Annotated in this window: 23 protein-coding genes, 1 tRNA gene and 1 pseudogene; 8 read left to right on the forward strand and 17 right to left on the reverse strand. The window is 70.1% G+C overall.

Annotated elements, in window-relative coordinates:
- Nucleotides 1–234: 234 nt before the first annotated feature.
- Nucleotides 235–1,083 (forward strand): helix-turn-helix domain-containing protein, encoded by an 849-nt coding sequence (locus O2L52_RS20365; RefSeq protein ID WP_270117834.1) that lies wholly within the window; start codon nt 235–237, stop codon nt 1,081–1,083.
- A 34-nt stretch (nt 1,084–1,117) separates the two neighbouring features.
- Nucleotides 1,118–1,378 (forward strand): DUF397 domain-containing protein, encoded by a 261-nt coding sequence (locus O2L52_RS25500; RefSeq protein ID WP_270117861.1) that lies wholly within the window; start codon nt 1,118–1,120, stop codon nt 1,376–1,378.
- Nucleotides 1,379–1,666: 288 nt separating this feature from the next.
- Here the strand turns inward: O2L52_RS25500 and O2L52_RS20375 are convergent.
- From O2L52_RS20375 to O2L52_RS20410, 8 genes and pseudogenes are all read right to left on the reverse strand, one after another.
- Nucleotides 1,667–2,863: pseudogene (locus O2L52_RS20375) on the reverse strand (ATP-binding protein); the annotation flags it as partial.
- A 116-nt stretch (nt 2,864–2,979) separates the two neighbouring features.
- Nucleotides 2,980–4,887, reverse strand: a complete 1,908-nt coding sequence (gene pknB / locus O2L52_RS20380; RefSeq protein ID WP_270117836.1) for a Stk1 family PASTA domain-containing Ser/Thr kinase — start codon at nt 4,885–4,887, stop codon at nt 2,980–2,982.
- A gap of 73 nt (nt 4,888–4,960) precedes the next feature.
- Nucleotides 4,961–6,268, reverse strand: a complete 1,308-nt coding sequence (locus O2L52_RS20385; protein WP_270117838.1) for a serine/threonine-protein kinase — start codon at nt 6,266–6,268, stop codon at nt 4,961–4,963.
- A 309-nt stretch (nt 6,269–6,577) separates the two neighbouring features.
- Complete coding sequence (locus O2L52_RS20390) at nt 6,578–8,035, reverse strand: penicillin-binding transpeptidase domain-containing protein (RefSeq protein ID WP_270117839.1); 1,458 nt, start codon at nt 8,033–8,035, stop codon at nt 6,578–6,580.
- Nucleotides 8,032–10,038, reverse strand: a complete 2,007-nt coding sequence (locus O2L52_RS20395) for an FtsW/RodA/SpoVE family cell cycle protein (RefSeq protein WP_270117840.1) — start codon at nt 10,036–10,038, stop codon at nt 8,032–8,034. Before O2L52_RS20395 ends, O2L52_RS20390 begins: the two co-directional genes overlap by 4 nt.
- 54 nt (nt 10,039–10,092) lie before the next feature.
- On the reverse strand, nt 10,093–11,364 hold the full coding sequence (locus O2L52_RS20400; RefSeq protein ID WP_270117841.1) for a PP2C family protein-serine/threonine phosphatase: 1,272 nt from the start codon (nt 11,362–11,364) through the stop codon (nt 10,093–10,095).
- A gap of 71 nt (nt 11,365–11,435) precedes the next feature.
- The gene (locus tag O2L52_RS20405) at nt 11,436–11,921 is read right to left on the reverse strand and encodes an FHA domain-containing protein FhaB/FipA (protein ID WP_270117842.1); all 486 of its coding nucleotides are present in this window, start codon (nt 11,919–11,921) and stop codon (nt 11,436–11,438) included.
- A 203-nt stretch (nt 11,922–12,124) separates the two neighbouring features.
- Entirely contained in the window at nt 12,125–12,838 is a 714-nt protein-coding gene (locus O2L52_RS20410; RefSeq protein WP_270117843.1) for an FhaA domain-containing protein, read from the reverse strand.
- A 239-nt stretch (nt 12,839–13,077) separates the two neighbouring features.
- Here O2L52_RS20410 and O2L52_RS20415 point away from each other — a divergent pair, with 239 nt between their 5' ends.
- The gene (locus tag O2L52_RS20415; protein WP_270117844.1) at nt 13,078–13,413 is read left to right on the forward strand and encodes a helix-turn-helix domain-containing protein; all 336 of its coding nucleotides are present in this window, start codon (nt 13,078–13,080) and stop codon (nt 13,411–13,413) included.
- 98 nt (nt 13,414–13,511) lie between these two features.
- On the opposite strand, the gene hisC is transcribed toward O2L52_RS20415, so the two are convergent.
- Complete coding sequence (gene hisC / locus O2L52_RS20420; RefSeq protein WP_270117845.1) at nt 13,512–14,567, reverse strand: histidinol-phosphate transaminase; 1,056 nt, start codon at nt 14,565–14,567, stop codon at nt 13,512–13,514.
- Nucleotides 14,564–15,451, reverse strand: a complete 888-nt coding sequence (locus O2L52_RS20425) for an RDD family protein (RefSeq protein WP_270117846.1) — start codon at nt 15,449–15,451, stop codon at nt 14,564–14,566. Before O2L52_RS20425 ends, hisC begins: the two co-directional genes overlap by 4 nt.
- A gap of 513 nt (nt 15,452–15,964) precedes the next feature.
- Here O2L52_RS20425 and O2L52_RS20430 point away from each other — a divergent pair.
- A complete protein-coding gene (locus O2L52_RS20430) occupies nt 15,965–16,708 on the forward strand; it encodes a DUF4190 domain-containing protein (RefSeq protein ID WP_270117847.1) in 744 nt (247 codons plus the stop codon).
- Nucleotides 16,709–16,787: 79 nt separating this feature from the next.
- On the opposite strand, the gene nagA is transcribed toward O2L52_RS20430, so the two are convergent.
- A complete protein-coding gene (gene nagA / locus O2L52_RS20435) occupies nt 16,788–17,918 on the reverse strand; it encodes an N-acetylglucosamine-6-phosphate deacetylase (RefSeq protein ID WP_270117848.1) in 1,131 nt (376 codons plus the stop codon).
- 167 nt (nt 17,919–18,085) lie between these two features.
- Here nagA and O2L52_RS20440 point away from each other — a divergent pair, with 167 nt between their 5' ends.
- From O2L52_RS20440 to O2L52_RS20450, 3 genes are all read left to right on the forward strand, one after another.
- On the forward strand, nt 18,086–18,871 hold the full coding sequence (locus O2L52_RS20440) for a DeoR/GlpR family DNA-binding transcription regulator (protein WP_270117849.1): 786 nt from the start codon (nt 18,086–18,088) through the stop codon (nt 18,869–18,871).
- A 62-nt stretch (nt 18,872–18,933) separates the two neighbouring features.
- Nucleotides 18,934–19,521 carry a DUF1707 SHOCT-like domain-containing protein gene (locus tag O2L52_RS20445; protein WP_270117850.1) on the forward strand — a complete coding sequence of 196 codons (588 nt, stop codon included), beginning with the start codon at nt 18,934–18,936 and terminating at the stop codon, nt 19,519–19,521.
- A gap of 89 nt (nt 19,522–19,610) precedes the next feature.
- Nucleotides 19,611–20,261: a LysE family translocator gene (locus O2L52_RS20450; RefSeq protein ID WP_270117851.1), complete on the forward strand. Its 651-nt coding sequence runs from the start codon at nt 19,611–19,613 to the stop codon at nt 20,259–20,261.
- A 60-nt stretch (nt 20,262–20,321) separates the two neighbouring features.
- Here O2L52_RS20450 and O2L52_RS20455 read toward each other — a convergent pair whose 3' ends face one another.
- From O2L52_RS20455 to O2L52_RS20480, 6 genes are all read right to left on the reverse strand, one after another.
- On the reverse strand, nt 20,322–21,614 hold the full coding sequence (locus O2L52_RS20455) for a hypothetical protein (RefSeq protein WP_270117852.1): 1,293 nt from the start codon (nt 21,612–21,614) through the stop codon (nt 20,322–20,324).
- Nucleotides 21,615–21,635: 21 nt separating this feature from the next.
- Entirely contained in the window at nt 21,636–22,946 is a 1,311-nt protein-coding gene (locus tag O2L52_RS20460) for an ABC transporter permease (RefSeq protein WP_270117853.1), read from the reverse strand.
- 67 nt (nt 22,947–23,013) lie between these two features.
- Complete coding sequence (locus O2L52_RS20465) at nt 23,014–23,586, reverse strand: DUF3180 family protein (protein WP_270117855.1); 573 nt, start codon at nt 23,584–23,586, stop codon at nt 23,014–23,016.
- Nucleotides 23,583–24,104 carry a 2-amino-4-hydroxy-6-hydroxymethyldihydropteridine diphosphokinase gene (gene folK / locus O2L52_RS20470; protein ID WP_270117857.1) on the reverse strand — a complete coding sequence of 174 codons (522 nt, stop codon included), beginning with the start codon at nt 24,102–24,104 and terminating at the stop codon, nt 23,583–23,585. Before folK ends, O2L52_RS20465 begins: the two co-directional genes overlap by 4 nt.
- Nucleotides 24,105–24,165: 61 nt before the next feature.
- On the reverse strand, nt 24,166–24,531 hold the full coding sequence (gene folB / locus O2L52_RS20475; protein WP_270117858.1) for a dihydroneopterin aldolase: 366 nt from the start codon (nt 24,529–24,531) through the stop codon (nt 24,166–24,168).
- 61 nt (nt 24,532–24,592) lie between these two features.
- Nucleotides 24,593–25,324 (reverse strand): hypothetical protein, encoded by a 732-nt coding sequence (locus tag O2L52_RS20480; protein ID WP_270117859.1) that lies wholly within the window; start codon nt 25,322–25,324, stop codon nt 24,593–24,595.
- 119 nt (nt 25,325–25,443) lie between these two features.
- Between O2L52_RS20480 and O2L52_RS20485 the strand changes: the two genes are divergently transcribed.
- Nucleotides 25,444–25,516, forward strand: a tRNA-Arg gene (locus O2L52_RS20485).
- Nucleotide 25,517: the final 1 nt, after the last annotated feature.

The following is a 25,517-nucleotide window of genomic DNA, read 5'->3' on the forward strand; positions in this document are numbered from 1 at the left end:
AGGTCTCCGAAGGAGCGAGCCGGGTCGCCGGATCGGTTTGCGCCGACCGGTCCCCACCTGAACCAGCCGACCTGCGAGTCAGCACCGTTCCCTCGGCAACCCAGTGCGGAGTTCGTGGCTTAATGGCCATGACACCAACCGTACGCGCCACCCCCATCTCACGCAAGTTGCATAATCACGATTCACCTGATTGAGTGATGGCTTCCGGATGATCACGCGTGGGAAACTTAGTGCATGGCCGCGATGAGGAGTCCCACAGTCAAGCGTCGGCGCATCGCGCAGGAGCTGCGCCGATTGCGAGAGAAAACCGGTATGACGAAGGGCCAGGCGGCTAAAGCGCTCGACATGAGCCCCGGGAACCTGGGGCGCATCGAAAACCGCGAGATCACCGCGCGTCCAGTGGTCGTCCGCGCCGCGTTGGCGCTCTACGGGGTGACCGGCGACGCGGCCGAGGCTTTGATCGAACTCGCGCGCGGCGCGACCGAACGCGGCTGGTGGCATAACTACAGCGATGTCATGCCCGACTGGTTCGGCTTCTACGTAGGCCTTGAGGAAGACGCTACGCAAATCTCGACCTACCAGGCGGAGGTGGTTCCAGGCCTCTTCCAGACGAAGGACTATGCGCGGGCCATCTTCGGCCTGACCTCCGATGGCACCGACACTGACCAGAAAGTGGCGGCCCGACTTCAGAGGCAGGAGATCTTGCACCGAGAGAACCCTGTATCGATCTCGGCAGTGCTCAACGAGGCGGTACTACTGCGGCCACTCGGCTCGGCGATGGCGTTTCGCACGCAACTCGAACACCTTGCGGAACTTACCGCGCTTCCGAATGTCTCAATCCAGGTTCTCCCGTTCGGCGCGGGCGGCCATCCGGCGATGACCGGCCCATACTCTCTGCTTCAGTTCCCCGACTCAATGGATGAGCCTGTCGTCTACCTTGAGAATTTCACCCAGGGGCATGTTCTTGAAGAACCGGAGCACTTCACCGTGTACCAGGATGCCCATGACAGGCTGCGCAAACTCGCTCTGTCGGAGCAGGAATCTCTCGGAAGGATTCGAGAGCTCGCGAGTAGCATCGGGTGAGAATCGTCCGAGGCAGGAGCGAGTAATGCTTGAAATGAGTTCACTTCCATGGCGCAAATCGAGCCGGAGCGCAGGCAACGGGGAATGTGTCGAGGTGGCCTGCATCCACACCGCTCCGTGGAAGAAATCCAGCCGCAGCGGAACCGGCAACTGTGTCGAGGTTGCGCCTGTGGCAGCAACCGTCGCGGTCCGGGACTCGAAGCTCCCGACCACCGGCGACTTCCCGCACCTCCTCCTCGACACCGCCACCTGGTCCGGCCTCCTCACCGCGATCAAGACCGGCGACCTCAACTAACCAACCCACCCCGCAAGTCACGGCGCGCTTCCCACTGCAATTCCCATTGCAGCGGGAAGCGCGGCGTTCCGGTATCGCCCACGCCGCCGCGGCCCGCGGGCAGGAGTCCTCAGTTCGGAGTGAGAACAGATCATCCGCGTTCATCGTCCAGACCCCCTCAGGGGCGTCCTCGACTTCCTCGCGGGCGGCGATCGCGTACCGCAGTCGTCCAGGATCGTCGACCAGGTGAGCAGCCTTGGCGCGCATACGTTCGAGAATGCGCGGGGCCCGCACCCTCTTCGCCCACTTGGCCTCTCCGACGAGGACCGGGCGTCGCTCTCTGCCCGCGAGGGCGACGGCGTCGAGCTCGTCCTGCCCGTCGCCGCGCCACCAGGGACCGATGTCCACCGTCTCGGGGTCGATCTCCTCCGCGCGCAACGCCAGGTGATCCCTGAAGGCGTCCTCCCAAGCGTCCCCCATGAAATCGTCGAGCGACGCGACCACGTTGGGCAATACAGTCTGGAGCGCCCCCGCCTCGATCCTGGACCGGTACCGTCCCAGCACTCCGAGATGGAAGCGCAGGAAATTGTCCTTGATCCGGTAGATCTTGCGCCGGTGCTTGTCGGGGTTCTCGGTGACGGGCAGGATGCGCTCGATCAGCCGCAGCTCGACCAAGCGCTCGATCGACCGACTCGGGTCCGTCCCGACCGCATCGGCGATCTCATGGAACCGGATGCGGCCGTTCGCTATCGCGGTGAGGACCTGGCCCGCCAGCTGTCCCGACCCGAGCTCAGTCGCCAGGATCAGCTTGCCCTCGTTGTAGAGCGGCGTCTCGCTGCTCAGGAGCAGACCGCTCAGATTCGCCTCGATCGACTCATCCTGCCGCCACATCGTCAAGTAGAGCGGCACGCCTCCGAGGATGCCGTAGACGAGGGCGCAATCGGCCGGCGCGAGTCCAGTGAGGATCTCCGGCACCTCGTGCGGTCGGAACGGATGGAGTTGGAGCGTGAGGTCGAAGCGGCCGTAGAGCGGGGCGCGGTACTCCTGCATCTGCCACATGGCACGCATCGACGACCCTGAGAGCAGGATCTTCAAAGGCGGCGTGCCGCCGTGGCGGTCGAGTTCGGCACGAAGGATGCCGGGAAGTTCCGGGGACCCGACCAGGAGTTCGGGGAATTCGTCGAGGACCAGGAGCAGCGGGGCTTCCTCGGCGCGGGCGAACAGGAACCGCAGCGCGTCGCGCCAGTCCCTGAACGGGTGCTCGGCGAGATTCCGTTCAGGGGTACTGAGCTGCACGGTCTCCTCGGACAGGCCGCGGAGCTCGAAATCGGCGGTGCCGCCCACGCCGGTGTAGAACACCATGCGCTTGTCACGAGCGAAATGGGTGATCAGCGCAGTCTTGCCCACTCGGCGTCGACCCCATACCAGACCCGGCCGGGCGCGCTCGACGCTCCACCAACGGTCAAGCGCCGCCAGCTCGTTTCGCCTGCTCACAAAACCTACCATGAAGGTAGCCTACCTCAGAGGTAGCCTACGTGAGCGGTAGGTTAATCGTCGGTACACCAAGCAGCGAGGGCCCGGACGCTGTCGCGTCCGGGCCCTCGCTTTTCTCACGTCTCGCGCTAATCCCCGTTGTTGCAGGTCGGGTCCAGTGGCGTACAGCTCTCATCTGCCGGCGTGGTGGTCTCGTCGCCGCCTCCACCGCCGTCGTCCTCAGCCGCGGTGATGGTCACCGCAGCGCCAGGCTTGACAGCCGTGCCGCTGGTGATCTGGCCTTCCTCACCCGTGACGGACTCAATGGTCGTCGCGGTCGCGTCACCCTCGATGGTCACGGTGAGCCCGAGACCCTGCAGCGTCGTCTGCAGTGCCGCCGGGGCGGTCGTGGCATCCCACGTGATCACCACGCCCTGGGCGGTGATGGTCACCGTGGAGTTCTCTTCCTCGTTCGAGTCGGCGCCTGGGTCCTGCGCATACACGACCCCTTCCTGCTCGCCCCCGTTGCCGTACTCGACCTGGACGCCGAATCCGGCGTCGTCGAGCGTCTGGGTCGCCCGGTCGACGGTCATGCCGAACACGTCGGGCACCGTGGCCCGGCCGCCCTCGGAGACGGTCAGCGTGACCTCAGTGGTCGGCGGGACCTCGCTCCCGCCCTTAGGAGTCTGCTCCAGCACCTCGCCGGACGGCAGGGTGCTCGCCTCTTGGACGACCTTGACCGTGAGGTTCTGTCCCTCGAGCTTCTCGGTGGCCTCTTCGACTTTGTCGCCCACGACGTCCTGGACCGTGACGTCCTCCGGTGCGATCATCACGGTGAGCGTCACCTCGGAGTTCTCGGAGACCTCCGTGTCCGCATCGGGGTCCTGGTCGGTGACGCGCCCGATGTTCTCGTCGTCGGGGACCTCCGCCGGGACTTCCTCGACCGTCACCTCGAAGCCCGCATCGGTGAGCGTCGTCTCCGCCTCCGCCCGCTCCTGACCCACGACGTTCGGCACGGCCACCGTCGCCGATTCCTCGAGCATCTTCATGATTCCCCAGGAAGCGGCGGTGACCGCGATGAGCGAGAGGATCACCCCCAAGGCGATCAGCCACGGGCGGCGCTTGCTCGAAGAGGTCGCGATCGGGGTGATCGGGGCCGTGGAGTCGGCGCCGGCGAGCAGCTGCGTGCGGTCCCCCGCGTTCATCACCGCGGGGGCCATCACGGCCTGCCCGCGCGCGGCGCGGATCAGGTCCTCGCGCATCTCGCCGGCCGAGTGGTACCGGTTCTCGGGGTTCTTCGCGAGGGCCTTCATGATCACGGCGTCGACCGAGGCGGGGATGGCCGGGTTCAGCTCCGAAGGCGGCCGGGCCTCCTCGCGCACGTGCTGGTAGGCGACGGAGACGGGGTTGTCGCCGGTGAACGGCGGGTGACCCACCAGGAGTTCGTAGAGGACGCAGCCGACCGCGTACACGTCCGAGCGGGCGTCCACGGTCTCGCCGCGCGCCTGCTCCGGGGAGAGGTACTGCGCGGTGCCGATGACCGCGCTGGTCTGCGTCATGGTCGCCTGGTTCGAGGCCAGGGCCCGGGCGATGCCGAAGTCCATGACCTTGACCTGGTTGGTGTCCGAGAGCATCACGTTGCCGGGCTTGACGTCCCGGTGGATGATGTGGTGCTTGTGGCTGAAGTCCAGGGCCGAGCACATGTCGGCCACGACCTCGCACGCCGTCGCCGCGTCGAAGCGGCCCTCGGCGAGCAGGACCTCTTTGAGGGTCCGGCCGTTGACGAACTCCATCACCATGTACGGGATGCCGCCGTCTTCGCCGGTGTCGAACACCGCGACGATGTTGGGGTGGTTGAGCGACGCGGAGTTCTGGGCCTCGCGCTGGAACCGGATGAGGAAGGACTCGTCGCGAGAGAGGTCGGCCCGCAGCAGCTTCACCGCCACATCGCGGCCGAGTCGCAGGTCCCGGCCACGGTGGACTTCAGCCATCCCCCCGTAACCGACGACCTCGCCGATCTCGTATCTGCCGCCTAGCAGGCGGGGCTCAGTGGTCATCGCGTTTTACGTCCTCGTGTTCCGTTCATCGCGGCTTGATTCTAATGGCACGAGCAGGCCCGAAAACCCGCTATCAGTTACAGTTCTCCGTCAGCTGGTTGCAGGTCCGATCGCCCATCGTGGGCATTTCCATGCCGTTGGACGAGGGCTCTTCCTGCGGGGTCGTGGCGTCGTCGGACGGCTCGTCGGCGCCCTGCTCGCTCTGCTCGACCTGGTCGCTCGGGTCGTTGTCGTCCGACGGCGTGCCGCCGCCGTTCACCAGGTTGAGGAGCAGCAACACCATACCGCCGACCACGACGAGGGCGACAACGCCCGCGAGCACCTTGATCAGGGTCCGGTTGGCGCCCGGGTTGGACGCCGCAGGCGGCTGCGGGGCTCCCAGGTTGATGCCCGGAGGGGAGGAACCGGGCGGGACCTGGCCCCCCATCGGCATCGGCGGGGAAGCGGTCACCGGGTCGGCAACGCCCGCGGGCGGCCCGCCCATGCTGACCACGCCCGCGCGGCGCGGAAGCTGGCCGACCGGCGGCATGACCGAGGTCGAATCCGGGTTGGCGTCCACGGCGATGCGCGCGAGCGCGGCCATCTCGGTGGCGCTGGCGAACCGCTGGTGCGGGTTCTTGACCAGGGAGCGCTCGACGAACGCCCGCACGCCCGGCGGGATGTCCTGCGGGAGCGGCGGGGGCGGGGTGCGCACGTGGTGGAGGGCGAGCTCGATGGGGTTCTCGGCCTGGAACGGCCGGTGCCCGGTGAGGCCGTGGAAGGCCACGACCCCGAGCGAGTACATGTCCGAGGCGGGCACCACACCGGTGCCTTCGGCCTGCTCAGGGGCGATGTAGGAGGCGGTGCCCATGACGGAGCCGGTGGCGGTGAGGTCGCCGGACGCGCCGGAGCGGGCGATGCCGAAGTCGGTGAGGACGGCCTGGCCGTCCCGGTCGCGCACCAGGATGTTGCCGGGCTTGATGTCGCGGTGGATGATCCCGCGCTCGTGGGCCTGCTGGAGGGCCTCGGCGGTGGCGGCGATGATCGGCATGAGCTCGCGGGCGTCGAGCCGGCCGCGTTCGGCGATGAGGTCGGCGAGGGACTTGCCCTCGATGAACTCCATCACCAGGTAGGCGGTGGTCTCGCCGCTGGGCAGGTCGGCGTTGCCGAAGTCGTGCACGTTGACGATGTGCGGGTGGGTGAGGCCGGCGACCATCTTCGCCTCGGCGATGAACCGCTTGGCGAAACCAGGCTCGCTCAGCAGCGCGGGGAGCATCGCCTTCACGGCCACGGTGCGTTCGAGCACGGTGTCCTCGGCCCGCCAGACCTCGCCCATGCCGCCCACGGCAATGCGTTCGCGCAGGCGATAGCGTTGCCCGAGCAGCATTTCGGGGCTCAACACGGCGTCTCCTCGTTGTCGGGGAGGGATCAGCTCCGGGGGGATCGACGCTTCAGTCTACTGGCAGGCCGCTCAGCTCCTGGTTCGTCGTGCGGCGGCACTGCCGCGCGACACCTCGGCCCCGACCTCTCTGAAGATCCACGTTCGGGTGCGCCGTTCGGTTGCTACGTCAGGGGATCGTGAGGAAACTGTGTCTTTGCCGCAATCATTCCCGGACGTGGTCCCGGCTGCGGTTTCGGCCGTGGCCCTGACCTCGGCTCTGATCGCGGTTCCGGTCGGGAGCCCTGCGGGGCTGCAGGCCCTCGCGACCGGTCATTCCTCGCCGCCTTCCAGGACCTGCTCCATGAGGTCGCCGGAGATCTCGGCGGCCTTGGCGGAGGCCCCGTCGCCGTACGAGTCGAGGAACACGCAGACGGCGACGGCGGGCTCGCCGTCCTTGTCCATGGCGTACCCGTGGAACCAGCCGTGGTCGGGCTCGGGGTTGTCACTGGAGTCGGAGTGCTGGGCGGTGCCGGTCTTGCCGCCGACGGTGTAGCCGTCGATCTGCGCGGTCCGGCCGGTCCCGTTCTCGACCACGGCCTCCATGAGGATCTGCAGTTCCTGGGCGGTGTCGAGGTCGATCGACCGGCCCAGGTTGTCCTCGGCGAAGTTCTGGACGGTGTTGCCCTCGGAGTCGGTGAGCTCGGCGATGATCTGCGGCGCCATGCGGTCCCCGCCGTTGGCGATGGTCGCGGCGACGACCGCGTTCTGCAGGACCGTCTCCACGACGTCCTGCTGGCCGATACAGGCCTGTGCGCGGAAGGCGTCCTCGGACAGGTCGCCGGTCCCTGAGGCCGCAGTCGACAGCGGGGTCTCGTAGGTCTCCCCGAAGCCGAACGCCTCGGTGATCTCGGTGATCTGATCGACGGTCAGGTCCTCGACGCACATCCGCGCGAACGTGGTGTTGCACGAGAGCTCGAAGGCCTTCTCGAGCGTGTACTCCTCATCGGGGCACTGGGCGCTGGAGTTCTTGATCTCGTGGTTCGTGTCCGGCGCGGTGTAGCCGTTCCCGGCCGGGACCATGTCGTCGGCCTTGCCGCCGTTCTCGATGTACGCGGCGGCCACGAGCGTTTTGAACGTCGACCCCGGGGGGAAGTACTCCTGGCGGGTGAGGTCGAGCATGTCGCCGGAGTCGTCGAGCGCCTTCTTGGCCTCCTCGGCGGTCTCGCCGTTGTTCGAGGAGACGTCGGTCGGGTTCCAGCCCGGGTAGGAGGCCTGGGCGAGGATGCGGCCGGTCTTCGGGTCGATCACGACCGCACCGCCTTGGACGCCGGCGTCCGCGATGGCGTCGTAGGCGGCCTTCTGCAGGTCCGCGTCGATGGTCGTGACCACGTTGCCGCCGGTCTTGTTCTCCTTGAGGACCGTGGCCCAGAAGTCGTCGAAGGCAAGGAGCGAGCTCGTGCCGTTGAGCAGCGAGTTCTCGTACGCCTCGAGGTTGGACGCGCCGTAATTGATCGACTTGAAGCCGGTGATGTTCCCGAAGTAGTCGCCCTCGGGGTAGTTCCGCCGGTAGCCGTAGGAGCCTCCGTCGGTGGGGACCGACTCGGCGATCACCGTGTCCCCGGCGAGGATCTGGCCGCGCGGGACCTCGTACTCGGCGATGAGGGTGCGGGCGTTCGACAGCCCCTCGTAGTCCTCGTGGTGGAAGAACGCCACCCAGGTCGACTGGACCATGAGAGCGGCCAGCAGGACCAGCGCGATGACGCCCATGCGGCGCAGGGCCGGATTCATTCGCCGCCCTCTTTCCTCTTGTCGTCGTAGCCGTTCGGGGGTTCGGGGCGGCTCTTGTAAGGAGCACTGTCGAAGGCAGAGCTCGGCGGCGGTGGCGGGGTCTGCGGGGCGGGGCGGGTCGTGTTCCCGCCCGGGGGCGGGCTGCCGTACGCCGAACCGGGCGGCGGCGGGGGCGACTGCGGCGGGTACTGCGGGCCGGCGGGCGGATTCGGGTAGCCGGTGGGTCCGCCGGGGCGGCCCTGGTGGCCGGTGGGTCCGCCGGGGGGGCCCTGGTAGCCGGTGGGTCCGCCGGGCTGGCTCTGGTAGCCGGGCGGTCCGCCTTGCGGGGGCGACGAGGACGGCGGGGGTGACATCGGCGGGCCGGAGACCGGGCCGCCCGGGAGCACGTCCTCCTCCATGGTGGTCCCGCCGGTCGGTCCGCCTCCCTGGAGGTTCGCGGGGATGATGAGCTCGGTCGGCTGGTCGCCGCCGGGGATCGGACCGGAGTCCATGACGCCCGCGAGCTCGGCCTGCTCGGCGGCGCGCTTGGCGGCCTGCTCGGCGAGGAATTCCGGCGGGGCCTCGGTCTTCATCAGGCCGAACGAGGCCTGCCAGGGCTTGCGGGCGTCGTCGGAGACGCGCACGAGGAGCCCGATGAGCAGCCAGGAGCCGACGAGCGAGGAACCGCCCGCGGCGAGGAACGCCGTGGTCTGGCCGGTCATCGGGATGAGCCCGGTGACGCCGCCGAGCACCACGAACAGCTGGAACGCCACCAGGAACGCGAGGCCGCCGGCCATGAGCGAGCCGAACAGGTCGCGGGACATGATGCCGGTCTTGAAGCCGCGCTGGACGAGGATCGCGTACAGCATCAGGATGCCGATGAGGCCGATGAGCCCGACCTCCTCGCCGATGGCGGCGAGGATGAAGTCCGATTCGGACGCGGGGATCATGTTCGGGTTGCCCGAGCCCGGCCCGTTGCCGATGAGTCCGCCCGAGTTCATGGCGACCAGGCCCTGCACGAGCTGCCACGACGACGGGGTCGAGCCGTCGCTGTAGACGTACTCGTACTTCCACGGGTCGAGCCAGATCGCCACGCGCACTTGGAGGTGGCCGAAGAACGGGTAGATCGCGATGCAGCCGCCGATGAACATGGTGAGGCCGATGACGATCCAGGAGGCGCGGCGCGTCGCGATGTACAGCATCGAGAGGAAGATCGAGAACAGCAGCAGCGAGGTGCCGAGGTCGCGCTCCATGACGAGGATGACGAGGCTGGCGGCCCAGACGATGACGATCGGGCCGAGGTCCTTCATGCGCGGCAGCTGCAGGCCCAGGATCTTCTTGCCCGCCACCGAGAGCATGTCCCGCTTGCGCACCAGGTACACGGCGAAGAAGATCAGCAGCATCAGCTTCGCGAACTCACTGGGCTGCACCGAGAAGCTGCCGAAGCGGATCCAGTTCTTGGAGCCGCCCGAGGACGAGATCGACGCGGGCAGGAAGCCCGGGATCGCCGCGAGGAAGATGCCCGCGAACAGCAGGATGTACGCGTACCCGCGCAGCACGCGGTGGTTGCGCACCAGGAGCAGGAGCACGGTCAGCAGGACCACGCCGGCCATGTAGTACATGAGCTGGCGCCCGCCCTGGCCCGCGAAGACCCCCGCGTCGGCGGGGAGCGGGTCGTCGGTCCGGGCGGTGCGGTCGATGCGCCGGATGTAGACGATGCCGATGCCGGTGAGGAACGCGGCGATCGGCACGAACAGCGGGTCCGCGTACGGGGCGAGGATCTTCACCGAAGTCCACGCGCACATGGAGACGATGAAGATGAGCAGCGGCAGCGTGTAGGTCACCGAAGTGGTGGTGTCAGTGAGCGCCACGTCGATCGAGAGTTGGAAGAGGAAGACCGCGACGCCGCCCATGACGAGCATGACGATCTCGCGGAAGACGCGCTTGGGCATGCCCGTCAGCGGAGTGAGCGGCGGCTCGGACGGTCCCGCCGGCCGGGCGGTCGCCGACATCGGCTGGGCCATCAGTTCCCCTTGCGTCTCGGTCCGGGTTGCGTTGCGAGCCTATATCGGCAACGCTCAGTCGTCGCGACAGTCCTGTGAGGCCACCGGGGCGGCCTCGGTCTCGCCTTCCGCTGCGGCGCAGAGCGGGTCGAGGTCGTCGTTGCCGGCGGCGGGGTCGACGAGGGCGCTCAGCGCGTCCTCCGCGGCGGCCGCGCCGCCGTCGACGGTCCTGCCGTTCTCGAGGTCGGCCTCGACGGCGTCCACTGCGTCCTCGGCGGGCCGACCGGAGTCCGTGTCGAGCCACGCCACCCGGTAACCCGCCACCTCAAAAGGGAGGCCCCGGTAGAGGCTGATGGTGCCCGCCTCCGAGACCCCGATGAAGTACTGCGTGCGCGCCCACCACACGCCGCCGCCGGCGATGAGGGCGAGCACGATGAACGTGGCGAGGATCGTGCGCCACACCCGGCCCTTCTTGCGGGCCTTCGGCTGTGCCTCGGCCGCCTCGGCTTCGCCGTCCGGGTCCGCGGTCTCCTCGGACTCCTTGACCGCGCGGAGCACGGCCGTGTCCGATTCCGCGAGGCGCGCGTCGGCGGCGGCGCCGCCGATGAGCTGGCGCTGCTCGCCCGGGTCCTCGGTCACGACGTCGGCGACGAGGACGGTCACGTTGTCAGGGGCGCCGGCGTCGAGCGCCTGCTGCACCAGGGTCTCGGCGGCCTCCTGCGGCGTGGCGGCGTTCTGCAGGGTGCGGGCGATGTCGGCGTCCGAGACGGGACCGGAGAGGCCGTCGGAACACAGGACGATGCGGTCGCCCGCGACGCCCTTGATGGTCTGGAACGCGGGCTCGACCTCGGCCGCGCCGAGTGCGCGCAGCAGCAGGGAGCGCTGCGGGTGCCGCTCAGCCTCCTCTGCGGTGATGCGGCCTTCGTCGACGAGCATCTGCACATACGTGTCGTCGACGGTGATCTGCTCGAAGCCGCCCTCCCGGAGGCGGTAGGCCCGGGAGTCGCCGATGTGCACGAGGTTGAACCACTCGCCGTCGAACCAGAGGGCGGTGAGCGTGGTGCCCATGCCCTCCTTCTGCGGGTCGTCGGCGACGCAGCGGCGGATGGCGCGGTTGGCGTCGGCGACGGCGTCGGCGAGTTCGTCGACGACCGAGTCGGCGGGCGGGGGCACGTCCAGCCGGGCGACGGTGTTGATGACGATGGCCGAGGCGAGGTCGCCGGCGGCCATGCCGCCCATGCCGTCGGCCACGGCGATGAAATGGGCCCCGGCGAACACCGAGTCCTGGTTGCCTTGCCTCACCACCCCGCGGTCGGAGATGGCCGCGTATCGCAGGTGCAAACTCATGAATCAACCGCCGTAGCGCGGGCACGCCCGCTGTTCGATGTCGACATCGCCGTCTCTCGTTCCTCGCGCCGCTAGGGACGCAGCTCGAAGGAGGAACGCCCGATCCGGATGGGCACCCCGAGCGGGACCGGCGTGGGTGCAGTGACTCTAGCGCGCCCCAGGTAGGTGCCGTTCGTGGAGCCCAGGTCCTCGACCACCCACTGGCCGTCCTGCGGTCGCACGCGGGCGTGCCGGTTGGAGGCGAAGTCGTCGCGGATGACGATCGTCGAATCGGGGGCGCGGCCGATCGAGATGGGCTGGCCGGAGAGCACGAACCGGCGGCCCTGGAGCTCGCCGGTGGTCACCACCAGCCACTGCGCGGCGTGCGCGGCCTGCTGTCCGCCGCGCCCGCCGGGCGCCGGCGGAGCCGAAACGGGGCCCGCGCCGCCGGGACCGGCGGTCGCAGGGCGGCGCTGGGCCAGGAGGTCGCGGGTGATCGTCCGGGCGGCGGCGAACACGAACAGCCACAGCAGCACGAGGAACCCGAACCGGGCGACGGTCTGGACTATCTCAGGCATTCGGCGCTCCCAGCGAATGAACGATCGGTCCCCGACACGGTAGCCCACCGTGGCACGGGTGCAGAGGCGAGCCGCCGGACCGAGCCGGTCGTCCCACCGCTACGGGCAAGGGCCCCAGGGCTTTCAAGAAGACCAGTGGGGACCGGCCCGGAGTAGCACGCAGCCCCGGCCGCGAGGACCGGGGCTTCACGTGGTCGCAGGCGCTAACCGGCCTGGAGCGTAAGGGAAGTGGTGCCTATTTGGATGACGTCGCCGGGCTGCATCGAGACGGTGGCGATCCGCTGGCCGTTGACCAGGGTGCCGTTCGTGGAACCGAGGTCGGTGACCGAGACCTGGCGGCCGTCGAAGTCGACGCGCACGTGGCGGCGGGAGATGCCGACGTCGGGGAGGCGGATCTGGGCCTGCTCGCCGCGGCCGATCGTCGTGGCGCCGTGGGCGACCGTGAACTGGCGGCCGTCGGCGGTCACCAGCACCGGGCCCGTGGGGGCCTGCTGCTGGGCGGGGCCGTAGCCGCCGCCGGAGACCGGCTGGTCCACACCCTCGTTGAGGGCCGCGACCTCGGCGGTCACGCGGAACATGCCGGTGTCGAGGCCTTCGCCGCGCTCGATCTCGACGATCACGTCGCCGTAGACGGTCCAGCCGTTCTCGCCGATGAACTCGGCCTGGGACTGGGCCAGCTCCTGCGCCAGCGCCGCCGCGTACGGGGCGAGGCGGTCGTGGTCGGGCGGGGAGAGGTCGATGACGTAGCGGTTCGGCACCAGCACGCGACCGCCGGCGAGGACCGCCTTGTGGGTCTCCGCCTCGCGCTGCATGGCGCTGGCGATCTCGACCGGGTGCACAACGCCCTTGAACATCTTGTTGAAGGTGCCCTCGAACAGGCCCTCCAGTTGTTTCTCCAAGCGTTGCAGAACGCTCACCGGTTCTCCTCCTCGTCAGACGCCATCCGGACCGTGACGCTCCCTTGAATAGCCGCGTCGTCTCCCGATGGTATCGGCTGGGTTCCAGCGACGGCGAGCGGTTGAGACGCAACCCTTCCCCGAGTCCTGTTCATATCGTCTGATCGGGTGAGGGCCGTGTCAACCGGTAGTACCGAATGACGGCAAGGCCAGGCAGGGTCGGGTGGCGGTCCGGGGTGAAGGCGCGTAGGGTGACGCGGGTGACAGATCGCGACTTCAGCTCATTCGTCCGGGACGTGCGCAAACGCGCCCACGTCGCGACGCGGGAGCTCTCCGACTCCGCCGGGGTCTCGAACCCCTACCTCCAGGGCGAACGCGGTGTGCGCCGCCCCAGCGGCGCGGTCCTGCGGCAGCTGGCACTGGCGCTGCGGATGACCACCCCGATCATGTACCTGAGGGCCAACTTCACGCCCGAGAACGGCTCCGCGATGCCGCTGGCCATCGCCACGGACCGCGACCTCACCTCGAAGCAGAAGCAGACCCTCGCCGAGATGTACGAGGCCTTCTGCAGCGAGAACGAGCGCTCGGCCAAGTAGACGGAGCCGGGCGCCGGTGGGGCGCCCGGACTCTCACATTTCTGCAGGCGGCTCCATAACCGGGGCCGCATTCTCCTTGCCTCGCAAGGGTTCTCGGCTCAGTCCTCGACGAACGCGCGCAGCGCCTCGAGCAGCGCGTCGTTCTCCTCGGGCAGGCCGATGGTCACCCGGACGCCGTCGCCCGCGAAGGGCCGCACCAGGAGTGAGCGCTCCTGGCAGTGCGCGGCGAACTCGACCGCGCGCTCGCCCAAGGGCAGCCAGAAGAAGTTCGCCTGCGTGTCCGGCACGTCCGGCACCAGTTCCCTTGCGGCCATGACGGTGCGCTTGCGCTCCGAGGTCACCAGCGCGACCCGGCGGCGCATCTCGCCGTCCGCTTCGAGCGCCGCGAGCGCGGCCCGCTGCGCGGCCGCGTTGACGGCGAAGGGGATCACGCACCGGCTCACCGCGTCGGCCACGTCGGGGCGGGCCACCATGTAGCCCACGCGCAGGCCGGCCAGGCCCCACGCCTTGGAGAAGGTGCGGAAGACGACCGCGTTCGGGCGGTCCGCGTAGCGCTCGATCGCGTCCGGGCAGGCCGGGTCGGTCACGAACTCGCGGTAGGCCTCGTCGATCACGACGAGCACGTCCTCGGGGACCGAGGCGAAGACCCGGTCGAGCTCGTCGGCCGTGACGGCAGGGCCCGTGGGGTTGTTGGGGCTGCAGATCACGATGGCGCGGGTGTCGGGTCCGACCGCGGCGAGCATGGCGTCGATGTCGTGGCGGTGGTCGGGGGTGTTCGGCACCTGGACGCTCTTGAGCCCGGCGACGGTGGCCGCGATCGGGTAGGCCTCGAAGGAGCGCCAGGAGTAGACGACTTCACTGCCGGGTTTCGCGACCGCCTGCATGAGGTGGCCGATGAGGGCGACCGAGCCGGTGCCGGTCACGATGCGCTCGGCAGGCAGGCCGAGCCGCTGGGCGAGCACGCCCCGCAGTTCGACGACGCCGAGGTCGGGGTAGCGGTGGACGTTCTCGGCGGCGTCGGCGACCGCTTCGACCACGCCGGGGAGCGGGCCGTAGGGCACTTCGTTGCTCGAGAGCTTCACGGCGTCAGGGATCGCCTTGCCGGGAACGTAGCGCGGGATGGATGCGAGGTCTTCACGCAGAGGGTCGCTCATCGTGAGGGCTCCTTCTCAGTGTCGGCCTTCTCGCCGCTCACATCGACGACGGCTGTGCCAGGGGATTTGTCGTGCAGGCATTGGCGGAAGGGTTGGTCTCGGATGCACCATATCCCGTCGAGGATCCACAGCACCGCGCCGAACGGGAAGCAGATCAGCGGCAGCGCGGCGTACGACCACCGCAGCAGCAGCCGGCCCCAGCCGAGGTCCACGGGCGCGAGCGAGACGACCTTGATCTCCATGAGCCGCTTGCCGAGCGTCTGCCCGGTGTTGAGGGTCGCGGGGACCTCGTAGGCGAACCAGAGGCCGAGGGCGATGAGCAGCACGACCCACAGCTGGTCGGACAGGCGCGAGGGGACGGGGACGTCCCCGGGGTTCGTGGAGGCGGCGACCTCGAGGAAGTAGGGCCAGAAGGTCTGCCACATCTGGTAGATGAAGTAGCCGTTGACAACCGCGTTGAGGGCCAGCATGCAGAGCACGTCGACGATGCGGGCGACGAAGCGCTGGCCGGGGTGGGCGAGGACGCGGCCGCCGAGGATGCGGTGGATGTCGTGGCGGGTGATCCAGCCGACGGTGACGCCGAGGGAGCGGATCGGGACGGTGTCGGGCGGCTGCACCGCGCCGGGGACGCGCTGGATGACGCGCGGCGGGGGCCCGTCGCCGTAGCGGCGGTCCATGGGGAGGGTCTCCACCGGAGGGTCCGGCGTGGCGGCGTCCTTTGCGGACACCGGGAGGGGTTCCGGTTCGGGGTCGACCGGTTCGGGTTCGGCGGGGGGCTCGGCGTCGGCGGGGACGGGTTTGCCGACCCAGGCGCCGCCGTCCCAGTAGCGTTGCGTGGCCGGGTCGGCGGGGTCCGGGTACCAGCCGGGTTCGATCGTGGTCATCGAGGCCATTCTTGCAGCCTCGCCTCGACATTCCCAGTCAGTTCGGCCACAGCCGCATCGGAGCGGGGGCGGGACCCGGCTGCGGACAACGACACGGCCCAGTCGGTTACTGCCTCGACTGGGCCGCTCGCAACGTACTGCACTTCCGACCGAGTTACCAAGCGTGAAGTCTTTATAGCGGTGACTGGCCCCATGGTGGCTGGTCCCGCTGTGCCTCCCGACGGCTCAGGTCGCACGTGGGTGCTCGGCGGCGGTGCACGAATCCTTCCGATCTGCGGAGAGCTTGTCCCCGGGAAGTCCTTCCGGATCCGTAACTCATTTCTACCCGTCTACTGACGGGTAGTAAACCCCTAACCGCAAAAAATCCGAGCAGAGTTCTCGAATGCCCTGCCTGGTCGGACGGGCGGGGCCTGCGGGGCCACCGGTTCCCGTGAATCCCCACGGGACACGGGTGATGTGGTCTACCTTGCGGGACATCGGGGCCGAGCGCCCTCACCAGCCGAGGAGGCCGCCATGACGACGTACCCGCCGAACCCGGGGCCATCCGAACCCGAACCGCCGGAACCCGAACGGCGCGACGAGACCGAGGACGGCGGGACCCCGTTCTCGGGGAACCAGCCGGGCCCGGACCCGTCCGGACCGGAACCGGGCTGGAACCCGCCCGGGGCGAACCCCGAAGGGGTCCCGCACCCGCCGCACGGGACGACGCCGGGCGAGACGCCGGATGAGCCGAGACCGGACGACGCAGGGTGGGAGACCTCCGAGAGGCCATCCGGGACCCCTGGGGAAACCCCGCAGGCGCCCTCCGACCGGCCGTTCGGCGGCATCCCGCCCGCGCCTCCGCCGCCGGGCGCCGGACCGGGGGTCTCGCCGTCGGGAAGCGCCGGCTACAACCCCTACTCGGGAGGCGCGGTCCCGCCGCCGCCCCCGCCGCCTCCGGCCTACAACGCCGAGGGGCCGCTGCGGGGCCAGGAGCCGCGCAACGGGCTCGGCACGGCGGCCCTGATCTGCGGCATCGTCGCGATTGTGCTGTCGTTCATCCCGGTGCTCAACACCTTCACGTGGCCGCTCGGCGTCCTCGCGATCGTCTTCGGCGCGGTCGGCTGGAGCCGCGCGAACAAGGGCATCGCCACGAACAAGCCGATCGCCATCACCGGCCTGGTGCTGGGCATCGCCTCGTTCTTCACGTTCTGCCTCATCTACGTGCTCATCGGCGCGGGCGGCGGGATGCAGTACGACGCGGCGCCGATGTTCTAGCACCGAAGCGGTGCGATCACTGCGTGCGGAAAGACGACGGGCCGGGCGCATTCGCACCCGGCCCGTCGCGCGTTGTCCCTCAGACCTGCAGCCAGGCGCCGCGGCGCATCACCGAGACGAGGTTGAAGTCGTCGTCGAGGACCACGGCGTCGGCGTACTTCCCGGTCTCGATCGCGCCGACGTCCCTGAGCCCGAGCAGCTCCGCGGGCGTCGCCGAGGCCATCTGCGAAGCGGCCTCGACCGACTGCCCGGCCAGGCGCACCGCGTTGCGGAACGCGTCCAGCAGGGTGATCGTCGAGCCCGCGATGACGTCGGTCCCGGCGACCGTGGCGACGCCCTCGGCGACCTCGACCTCGTGGCGCCCGAGCATGTAGCGGCCGTCGGCCAGGCCCGCCGCGTCCATGGCGTCGGAGACCAGCAGCGTCCACGCCGGGAGCGAGGTGTCGAACGCGAAGCGCATGGTGCCCGGGTGCAGGTGGACCGGGTCGGCGACGATCTCGGAGAAGATCCGCTCGTCGTCCAGCAGCGCCGGGATCGGGCCCGGCTCGCGGTGGTTGAACGCGCGCATGGCGTTGAACAGGTGCGTGGCGGCCTGGGCGCCCGCGTCGATCCCCGCGACGGTCTGCTCCCAGCTCGCGTTCGTGTGCCCGATCGCGGGCACGACCCCGCGCTGGTCCAGGAACTCGATGGCCTCCAGCGCGCCAGCGAGCTCGGGGGCGATCGTCACCATCTTGACCGCGCCGGTCTTGCCGTCCAGCTGCCCGGCCTCGATCAGCTCCGTGAGCTCGGAGAGGTCGGGGTCGCGCAGCACCTCGACGCGGTGCGCGCCGCATTTGGCGGCCGAGATGTACGGCCCCTCGTAGTGCACCCCGGCGAGCGTGCCGTCCGCAACCAGCGGCTTGAGCGCCCTCGTCGCGTCGAGCAGGAACCCGTGCGTGGACGAGACCAGGGACGCGACCAGGGTCGTCGTGCCTCGCGAGGCGTGGAACGCCGCGGCGCCGCGCGCCGACTCCGGGTCGCCGTTGGCCAGCGAGAAGCCCCCGCCGCCGTGGCAGTGGACGTCGACGAACCCCGGCAGGACCCAGCCGGTCGGCTCGCCCTCGCGTTCGAGGATCCCCTCGAACCGGTCGCCGTCGACGATCAGGGTCCCGTTGACGATCCCGTCGGGAGTGACGATTCGGCCCACGGCCGGCAGCAAGACGCCGTCCACGGCGCTCCTTCCATTCGATCCGGCGTGTATGGGCCCACCCCGGTGCGGCACAATGATCGTGAGCGCACGAGCATGACTTGAGCATCGCTCGAGCGTCGTAAGACGTACAACGAACACTATCGCGCAGACCGCGGCTCGCCCGCCGCGATCCCGACCCGAGGAGCGACGTGGACCGCTATGCCCGGTGGAACACCCTGCTGGAGATCCTCGCAGAGACCGGACGCATCACAGTGGAGGAAGCGGCCGACCGGCTCGGCGTCTCCCAGGCCACCATCCGGCGCGACTTCGACCAGCTCTCCCAGCAGCAGATGATCACCCGCACCCGCGGCGGCGCCGTCGCGGGCGGCATCTCGTACGACCTCCCGCTGCGCTACAAGACCGCCCGGCACGTCGAGGAGAAGCACCGCATCGGCACCGCCGCGGCCGGCCTCGTCAGCCCCGGGCAGGTGATCGCCCTCAACGGCGGCACCACCATCACCGAGGTCGCGCGGGCGCTCGCGACCCGCACCGACCTGGTCGCGACCCCCGGCTCGACCGGCCTGACGATCGTCACCAACGCCCTCAACATCGCGAACGAGCTCATCGTCCGGCCCCATCTCAAGGTGGTCGTCGTGGGCGGCGTGGTCCGCCCCCAGTCGTACGAGCTCATCGGCCCGCTCGCCGCGCCGATCCTGCGCGAGATCACGCTCGACATCGCGTTCCTCGGCGTCGACGCCATCGACATGAAGCTCGGCGCCACCAGCCACCACGAAGGCGAGGCGGCGATAAACGCCCTCATGGCCGCCCGCGCACGCAAGGTCGTGGTCATCGCGGACGGCTCCAAGATCGGCGGCCACGCGTTCGCCCGCATCTGCCCGACCGACCGCGTCCACACGCTCGTCACCGACGGCAACGCCCCTCCCGAGCAGCTGCGAGGGTTCGAGGAAGCGGGCATCCGCGTCATCGTCGTTTGAGGGCGTCGTCGATTAACCGATAGGCTTGACGGGCCCACCGATGCAAGCGAAGGTTACGAGCGATGGCGACCCCCGATCCGCATGTCCGCATCTCCAACGCCGAGCGCGAGGCCGTCATCGGCCGCCTGCACGCCGCGACCGAGGAGGGCCGCCTCGAACTCGACGAGTTCGCCGAGCGCTCCCGCCAGGTGTACGAGGCCAAGACCTTCGCCGAAGTCGAGCACCTGCTCACCGACCTCCCCAAGACCGGCGGCGCGCTCGCGGTCCCGATCGGCGGCGCGGCCGAGTCGGCGGTCCCGGACCTCGAGCTGACCCACGCCTACACGAAGGTGCGGAAAGAAGGCGCCTGGAAGGTCCCCGCGCGCATCACCGTCAGGCCCCAGTACGGCCGGACCGTCCTCGACTTCCGGCACGCCCAGTTCACGAGCCGAGAAACCGAGATCGAGCTGGACCTGCAGTACTCGGGACTCGTGGTCATCCTGCCGCGAGGCGCCACCGCCGTCGACGACAACGTGCAGCCGCACGGTGGCCGCGTGGTGAACGGGAGCCGGGCGAGCGGCGACGGCCCGGCCGTCCGCCTCACCGGAAGCATCCACTACGCCCGGGTCAAGGTCCGCTACGAGCGCCGCTTCCTCTGGTGGCGCTGGTAGCCGCTCTCACGGGCCGGGAACCCGGTGGCCGCAAGCGGGGCCGCGGGATCTCATCGGGGAGTCCGCAAGCACGCGCAGAGGAGGCGGCAATGGTCGAATGGACCGCGATCGCGGGGATCGGGCTCGTCGCACTCGGCATGGTCCTCACCCCGGGGCCGAACATGATCTACCTCGTGTCGCGGACGATCGCGCAGGGGCGGCGGGCGGGCTACGTCTCGCTCCTCGGCGTCGCCGCCGGGTTCGGCGTCTACCTCGTGGCGGCCACGGCCGGGCTGAGCGCCGTCTTCGTGCTGGTCCCGGCGCTGTACACGGCCTTGAAGATCGCCGGTGCCGCCTATCTGCTCTGGCTCGCCTGGCAGGCCCTGAGACCGGGCGGCACGTCGGCGTTCGCGCCCAAGGAGCTGCCGGTGGACTCGCCGCGGAAGCTCTTCACGATGGGCCTGGTCACGAGCCTGCTCAACCCGAAGATCGCGATCCTCTACGTCTCGCTGCTCCCACAGTTCATCGACCCCGCGGGCGGGCCCGTCGCGCTCCAGAGCCTGGTCCTGGGGCTCACCCAGATCGCGGTCGGCGTGACCTTCAACGGCCTCTTCGTCTTCGGCGCCAGCGGCATCGCGTCATTCCTCGGACGGCGCCCGCTCTGGCTCAAGACCCAGCGGTACTTCATGGGCACGGTCCTCGCCGGCCTCGCCCTCCACCTCGCCTTCGGCAAGGGCCGCCCGGCCGCTGCGCTTCCCTAACGGCCGCATGAGCGAGCGGCCGGCCTCCCGCTCGGGTGACCGGCCGCTCGCTTCGTTCGATCAGCGCTGCTGGGCGTTCGCGTCCGGCAGGGTCGGCTCGAAGAGACCGGTGCCGTCGGGACCGTTCGCCATCGGCTCGAACGGGCGCATCTCCTGCGTGTAAATGCGGTCCTCAGGTTCGATCGCCTCCTTCGGCTGACCGAGGCGGTCGAGCGCGAACGAGACGAAGAGGGCGACGAACAGGATGCCGACGTCGATCAGCGGCGCGTAGTCGTCCTGCCAAGAAGCGTCTCCGGCCTCGACCATGGCGTGGTTCCAAAGGACCATCCCGGCCCACACCGCGAGGACCGCGAGCACCGTGCCGAGCACGCCGCCGCGGCGGCCCCACAGGCTCGTGCCCCCCAGCAGCGCCGCGGCGAACGCGAGCAGCTGCAGGTCGATCGCGGCCGAGCCGATCCCATACGGGCCGAACCCGAGCGAGGTCGGCTCCGTGGTCGGCGCGAGCGTGTAGGCGAACATCAGGAAGCCCGCGGCCGCCGCGAGCAGCATCGACAGGACCGTGCCGCCCAGGAGCAGGAACACGGCCCCCGCCCGGCGCTCGCCGCCGTCGGCCATCCGCTTCACCGCGCTGAACCCGTCGCGCACCCCGGGAAGCAGGCCTATGAGTCCGCCCGCCACCGCGAGCACGGCCGCACCGGCGAACACGTACACCCCGTTCGGCGGGTCCCACATCGCGATCGAGTCGACCCCGCGCGACTCCGCGAATCGCTCGATCGCCTGCGTCGAGGCGAGGAACGCGGCCGCCAATGCGAGACCGGCGAACCACGGCGGTACCCGGAAGACCGCCACGAGCAGCACGTAGACCAGCGCGGCCACGACGGCCGCCGCCGCGACGAATCCCGCGTGGACCCACAGGTTCGCGTCCACCGGCCGGGCGACCCACCCGACCACGATCGCGATCGCGGGAACCGCGAGGTTCACCGCGCCGAGGCGCAAGGAGAGCCCGATCGCCAAGGCCGCCAACAGGACCGGGGTCAGATAGAGGGCGTGCGGGTCGAGAGCGTCCGCCAGGGACCCGAACTCGTCGCCGAAGAGGGCGTCCTCGTCGCGGTAGACCAGGAACAGCGCGTTCAAGGTCAGCAGCAGGAGGATGCCCTCCCAGATGAACTGGAAGAGGACCCGGTCGCGGGTCGACCGGACCGGCTCGGCGGGCTCCGCGGCTTCATGCACTCGGCCGACGAACGGGTCCACCGGACCGCCGTCGCCCGTGGACGGCATCGGCGGCGGCGTGAACTCGAGCTGGCGGGTCTGGTCGAGGGCGGGTTCGTCGCGTTCAGGGGGGATGTAGGTCATGCGTACGTCCTTTGTGGGAGGTCAGCGGCCGTGGCGCGGCGGACCGAAGCCGTCGCGCGGGGCGTCGCGCAGGTCGTCGAAGACGCCGGAGGCGCCGAAGGGGTCGGCCGTCGCACTCTGCTTCGGGATGCTCCCGGTGGTGCGGAGGCCGCCCGTGTTCGTCGTCCAAGGGTCGCCCCCGGAACCGAGGCCCGCGAAGTCCTCGTCGTACTGGTCGAACGCGTCGGTCCGCTCGCGCTCGGCGGGCGGGTCGTCCTCGCGCAGGTCGTCGATCGAACCCGCGCGGCGGGTGGAGGCCGCCTCGACCTCGTCCGCCGCGTTCATGACCTCGACCAGACGCGTCACCAGGAACCCGGCCACGATGGCGCCCAAGGCGATCCAGCTCGGATCGAACGACCAGCCGCGCCCCTCGGCGAGCCACATCAGGCCGAGCACGAGCGCCGCGGCGAACGCGGTGCCGCACACGCCGCCGCGCCGGCCCATGAGACTGGTGCCGCCGACGAGCGCCGCACCCAGCGCCACCACCGTGAGCAGGATCGGGTCCGGAAGCGCGGCAGCGCCGCCCTCGGGAACCGAGGTCCACGCCGCCACCACACCGGCGGCACCGGCGAGCGTCGACGAGAGCAGCACGCCGAAGAAGACGAGACCGCCGCGGCCGTGCCGCTCCCCCGCCGGCGTCTCGCGGATGGGCGCGAGCCGGGCCCGGACGCCGCCGAACGCGCCGACGAGCCCGAGGAACAGGGACACGCCGACCGCCGCACCGAGCGCGGCCAGCACACCCGTCGACGGCAGCTCGGCGAGCATGAACGCCGAAGGGTCGCCGGAGGAACCGGCCCACAGGCCGATCGCACCGCCGACCGCGCCGCTCGCAGCCCACCCGGGGGCGCGGAGCCAGGCCGTCAAGGTCGCCAGGACGATGCCGATGAACGCCGCGACGCCGAGGCCGACGCCGAGCGCCATGGCCGCACCGGAACCGGAGGCGTCCACGAACATCCACGCGGCGATGAGGGCGATGGGGCCCGCCGCCAGGTTGACCGCGCCGACGCGCAGCGAGACCGCCATCGCGGTGGCCAGCATGGTCACGGGTGCCAGGGCCGCGAAGAAGCCGGTCCAGGAGCCGTCGGCGAAGGGACCGGAACCGGACTGGGTGAGGGCGAACAGCACGCCGCCCGCCAGGAGCAGGAGGCCGATCTCCCAGACCAGGTGGACGGCCATGCGGTCGGAGGGAGTCTCGTCGTCGCCCGACGGCGCCGACTTCCCTGCGTCAGTTCTGATCAGCGTGGTCGAGTCGTCGTTTCGACCCGTGCTTTCACTGCGGGAGTCAAACTTCATGGGGCGCACCTCTAAACGCGCGTACATATGGGGGATATAGGGGATGGGTCCAGCTGTCGGGGGTCGGTCAGGGACGGGTCGGCTCGCGGGAACCCTCGCCGTGCCGCTCGTCGTCCTGCGGGGGAATGCGGCAGGAGTGCTCGAGCCAGAGCGCGGCCGCCGTGAGCGCGGCGCACGCGACAGTGCCGAGGACCGCTGAGGGCAGGTCCTCCGCAGCGGCGGTCAAGCGCCCGGACTGGACCGCGAGCCACACGGTGAATCCCAGGTAGGCGCCGAAGAAGGCGGCACCGGCGATCGCGGCGGCCTTGGCCAGCACCGCGAAACGGGCGATCTGGAGCGCGTGCTCCGGACCCTCCAGCCTGCCGGGCGCGCGGGACGGCAGACCGCCCGCACTCGCCGCCTGCGCCTGCCTTCGGCTGGGGCGCAGGGTCTTCCGCGTGGTCCAGGCCATCCACGCCAGCAGAGCCGCCAGCGCGAACAGGACCACGGAGTTGTACCAGGCGAGCTCGGGGGCCTGCTGGTAGTAGCGGGCGACGAGCAGCAGGGTGAGTGCCGCCCCGATCAGGCCGACCACCGCGAGGGTGGACGGCGCGGTCGGCTTCAGACTCGGTCGGGGACCGTGCTCGTCGTCACGTCTCATAATGGCTTCGACCATATCGGGTGGAGCCTGCGGAGTGCACGCGCGTCCGCCGCCACGGACTCGTCGCGTAGCAGCTCCCTCACCCGGCCGCGTCCGGGCAGCTCCGCGTCGCGGTCGATCGCGAACCACGGGACCAGCACGAACGCCCGCTGGTGGGCGAGCGGGTGGGGCAGGGTGAGGCGGGGCTCGTCGGAGAGGACGGGCGCACCGTCGTCGCCCGTGACGGCGATGAGGTCGACGTCGAGGGTGCGCGGACCGTAGGGCCGCTCGGGGTCGCGGACGCGGCCGGCCTCTGCTTCGAGGCGCTGGCCGAGGGCGAGCCAGTCCTCGGCGCTGCGTTCGGGGTCGTCGGCGATGACGGCGATGTTGTAGTAGGTGGGCTGCTCGTCGTCGCCGCCCCAGGGCGGGGTCTCGTAGACCTCGGAGACGGCGGCGGGGTTCACGGCTTCGAGGGCGGCGGTGAGGGCGGCCTGGCGGTCGCCGAGGTTGGATCCCATGCTGAAGACGACGCGGGTCATCTGCTGCCCCCTTCTCGGCGAAGCCTGCGAGCCGGGCACTGGTTCGGCTGCTTGCGAGTGGTCACTTGGCGAGCCTTTCGATGGTTACGGAGACGTCGGCGAAGTGCTGGGCGATGGGGGCCTGCGGCTTGTGGACGGTGACGACGGCCGACCGGACGCGGTCGAGGGCGAGGCAGGCGTCGGCGAGGCGTTCGGCGAGGGTCTCGATGAGGTTGACGGGTTCGCCCGCGACGATGTCGGCGAGGTTGTCGGCGAGGGCGCCGTAGTCGACGGTGTGGGCGAGGTCGTCGCTGGCGGCCGCTTCGGCGGTCGAGGTGCGCAGGGCGACGTCGATGATGAAGTCCTGGCCCGCTTCCCGTTCGTGGTCGAACACGCCGTGGCGCCCGTGCACCCGCAGGCCGGTCAAGGTGATCAGGTCGGTATCCACGCGCCCGAGCCTACTCGAACCGGAGGGTGGGTCGAGGAAGGACGATCGGGCGGCCGGGCGGTCAGGGGGTTTCGGCGGACTCCGCCGGGTCGAGCAGTCGCGCCGGTGCGGCGAGCGGCGCGGCCTCGGCGGCCGGGCGCTGCTCCGGCAGGGCCGGGCGTCCCACTGCGGTCCGGGCGGTCGCGCGCGAGCGGACGACGAACCAGGTGGCGGCGGCGAGGATCGCTCCGGCGACGAGGATCGGCAGGAGCCGCAGGTTCGCGTCGAGCCAGTGGAGGAGTTCGCGGTACTCCGCGTCGGGGTCGAGCAGGAGGACAGCGGCGACCGCGGCGGCGACGACGCCCGCGCCGGTGAACAGCCCCGACTTCCACCAGATGCCGAGGCTGAAGCGGCGCACGAGGACTCCGGCGGCGTCGATGATGCGCTTGGCGCGCAGCGCCCGGATGGTGCCGACGAGGTAGGCCAGGCGCAGGACCTGCGCGCCGCCGGCGGCGGCGACAAGGCTGACGAGGGTGAGCGCGCAGACGACGAGCATCCACTTGTGCCGCCACAGCCATTCCCGCTTGTGCTCGGCGGCGAGGAGGAGGATGACGGACTCGAACCAGAGCACGGCGCCGGCGGCCCAGCCGATGACCTTGCCCGTCAGCGCGAGGTTCCCGTCGGTCCAGACGGTGAGGAAGACGGCCGGGACGGAGGCGCACACCGCGACGATCACCGGTATGCGCAGTTTGTACTGGGCGAACCGGGCGAAGACGGTGAGCTTGTCGGGCCGCTTCGGGGGGTGTGGGCTCACCCGTCCAATTTACGAGGTCCATGCGCGCAAGGAAAGACCGCCTCGCACCTTCCGGAGGCGGCGCCCCAGGACCGGCCGGGCACCCCCGCCGGGCGGGTCGGCTAGAATCGTGCACTGCCGCCCCCGTAGCTCAGGGGATAGAGCGTCGGTTTCCTAAACCGTGCGTCGCAGGTTCGAATCCTGCCGGGGGCAC

Origin of the sequence: Glycomyces algeriensis, from assembly GCF_027622855.1 — a bacterium.
Classification (GTDB): domain Bacteria; phylum Actinomycetota; class Actinomycetes; order Mycobacteriales; family Micromonosporaceae; genus Glycomyces; species Glycomyces algeriensis.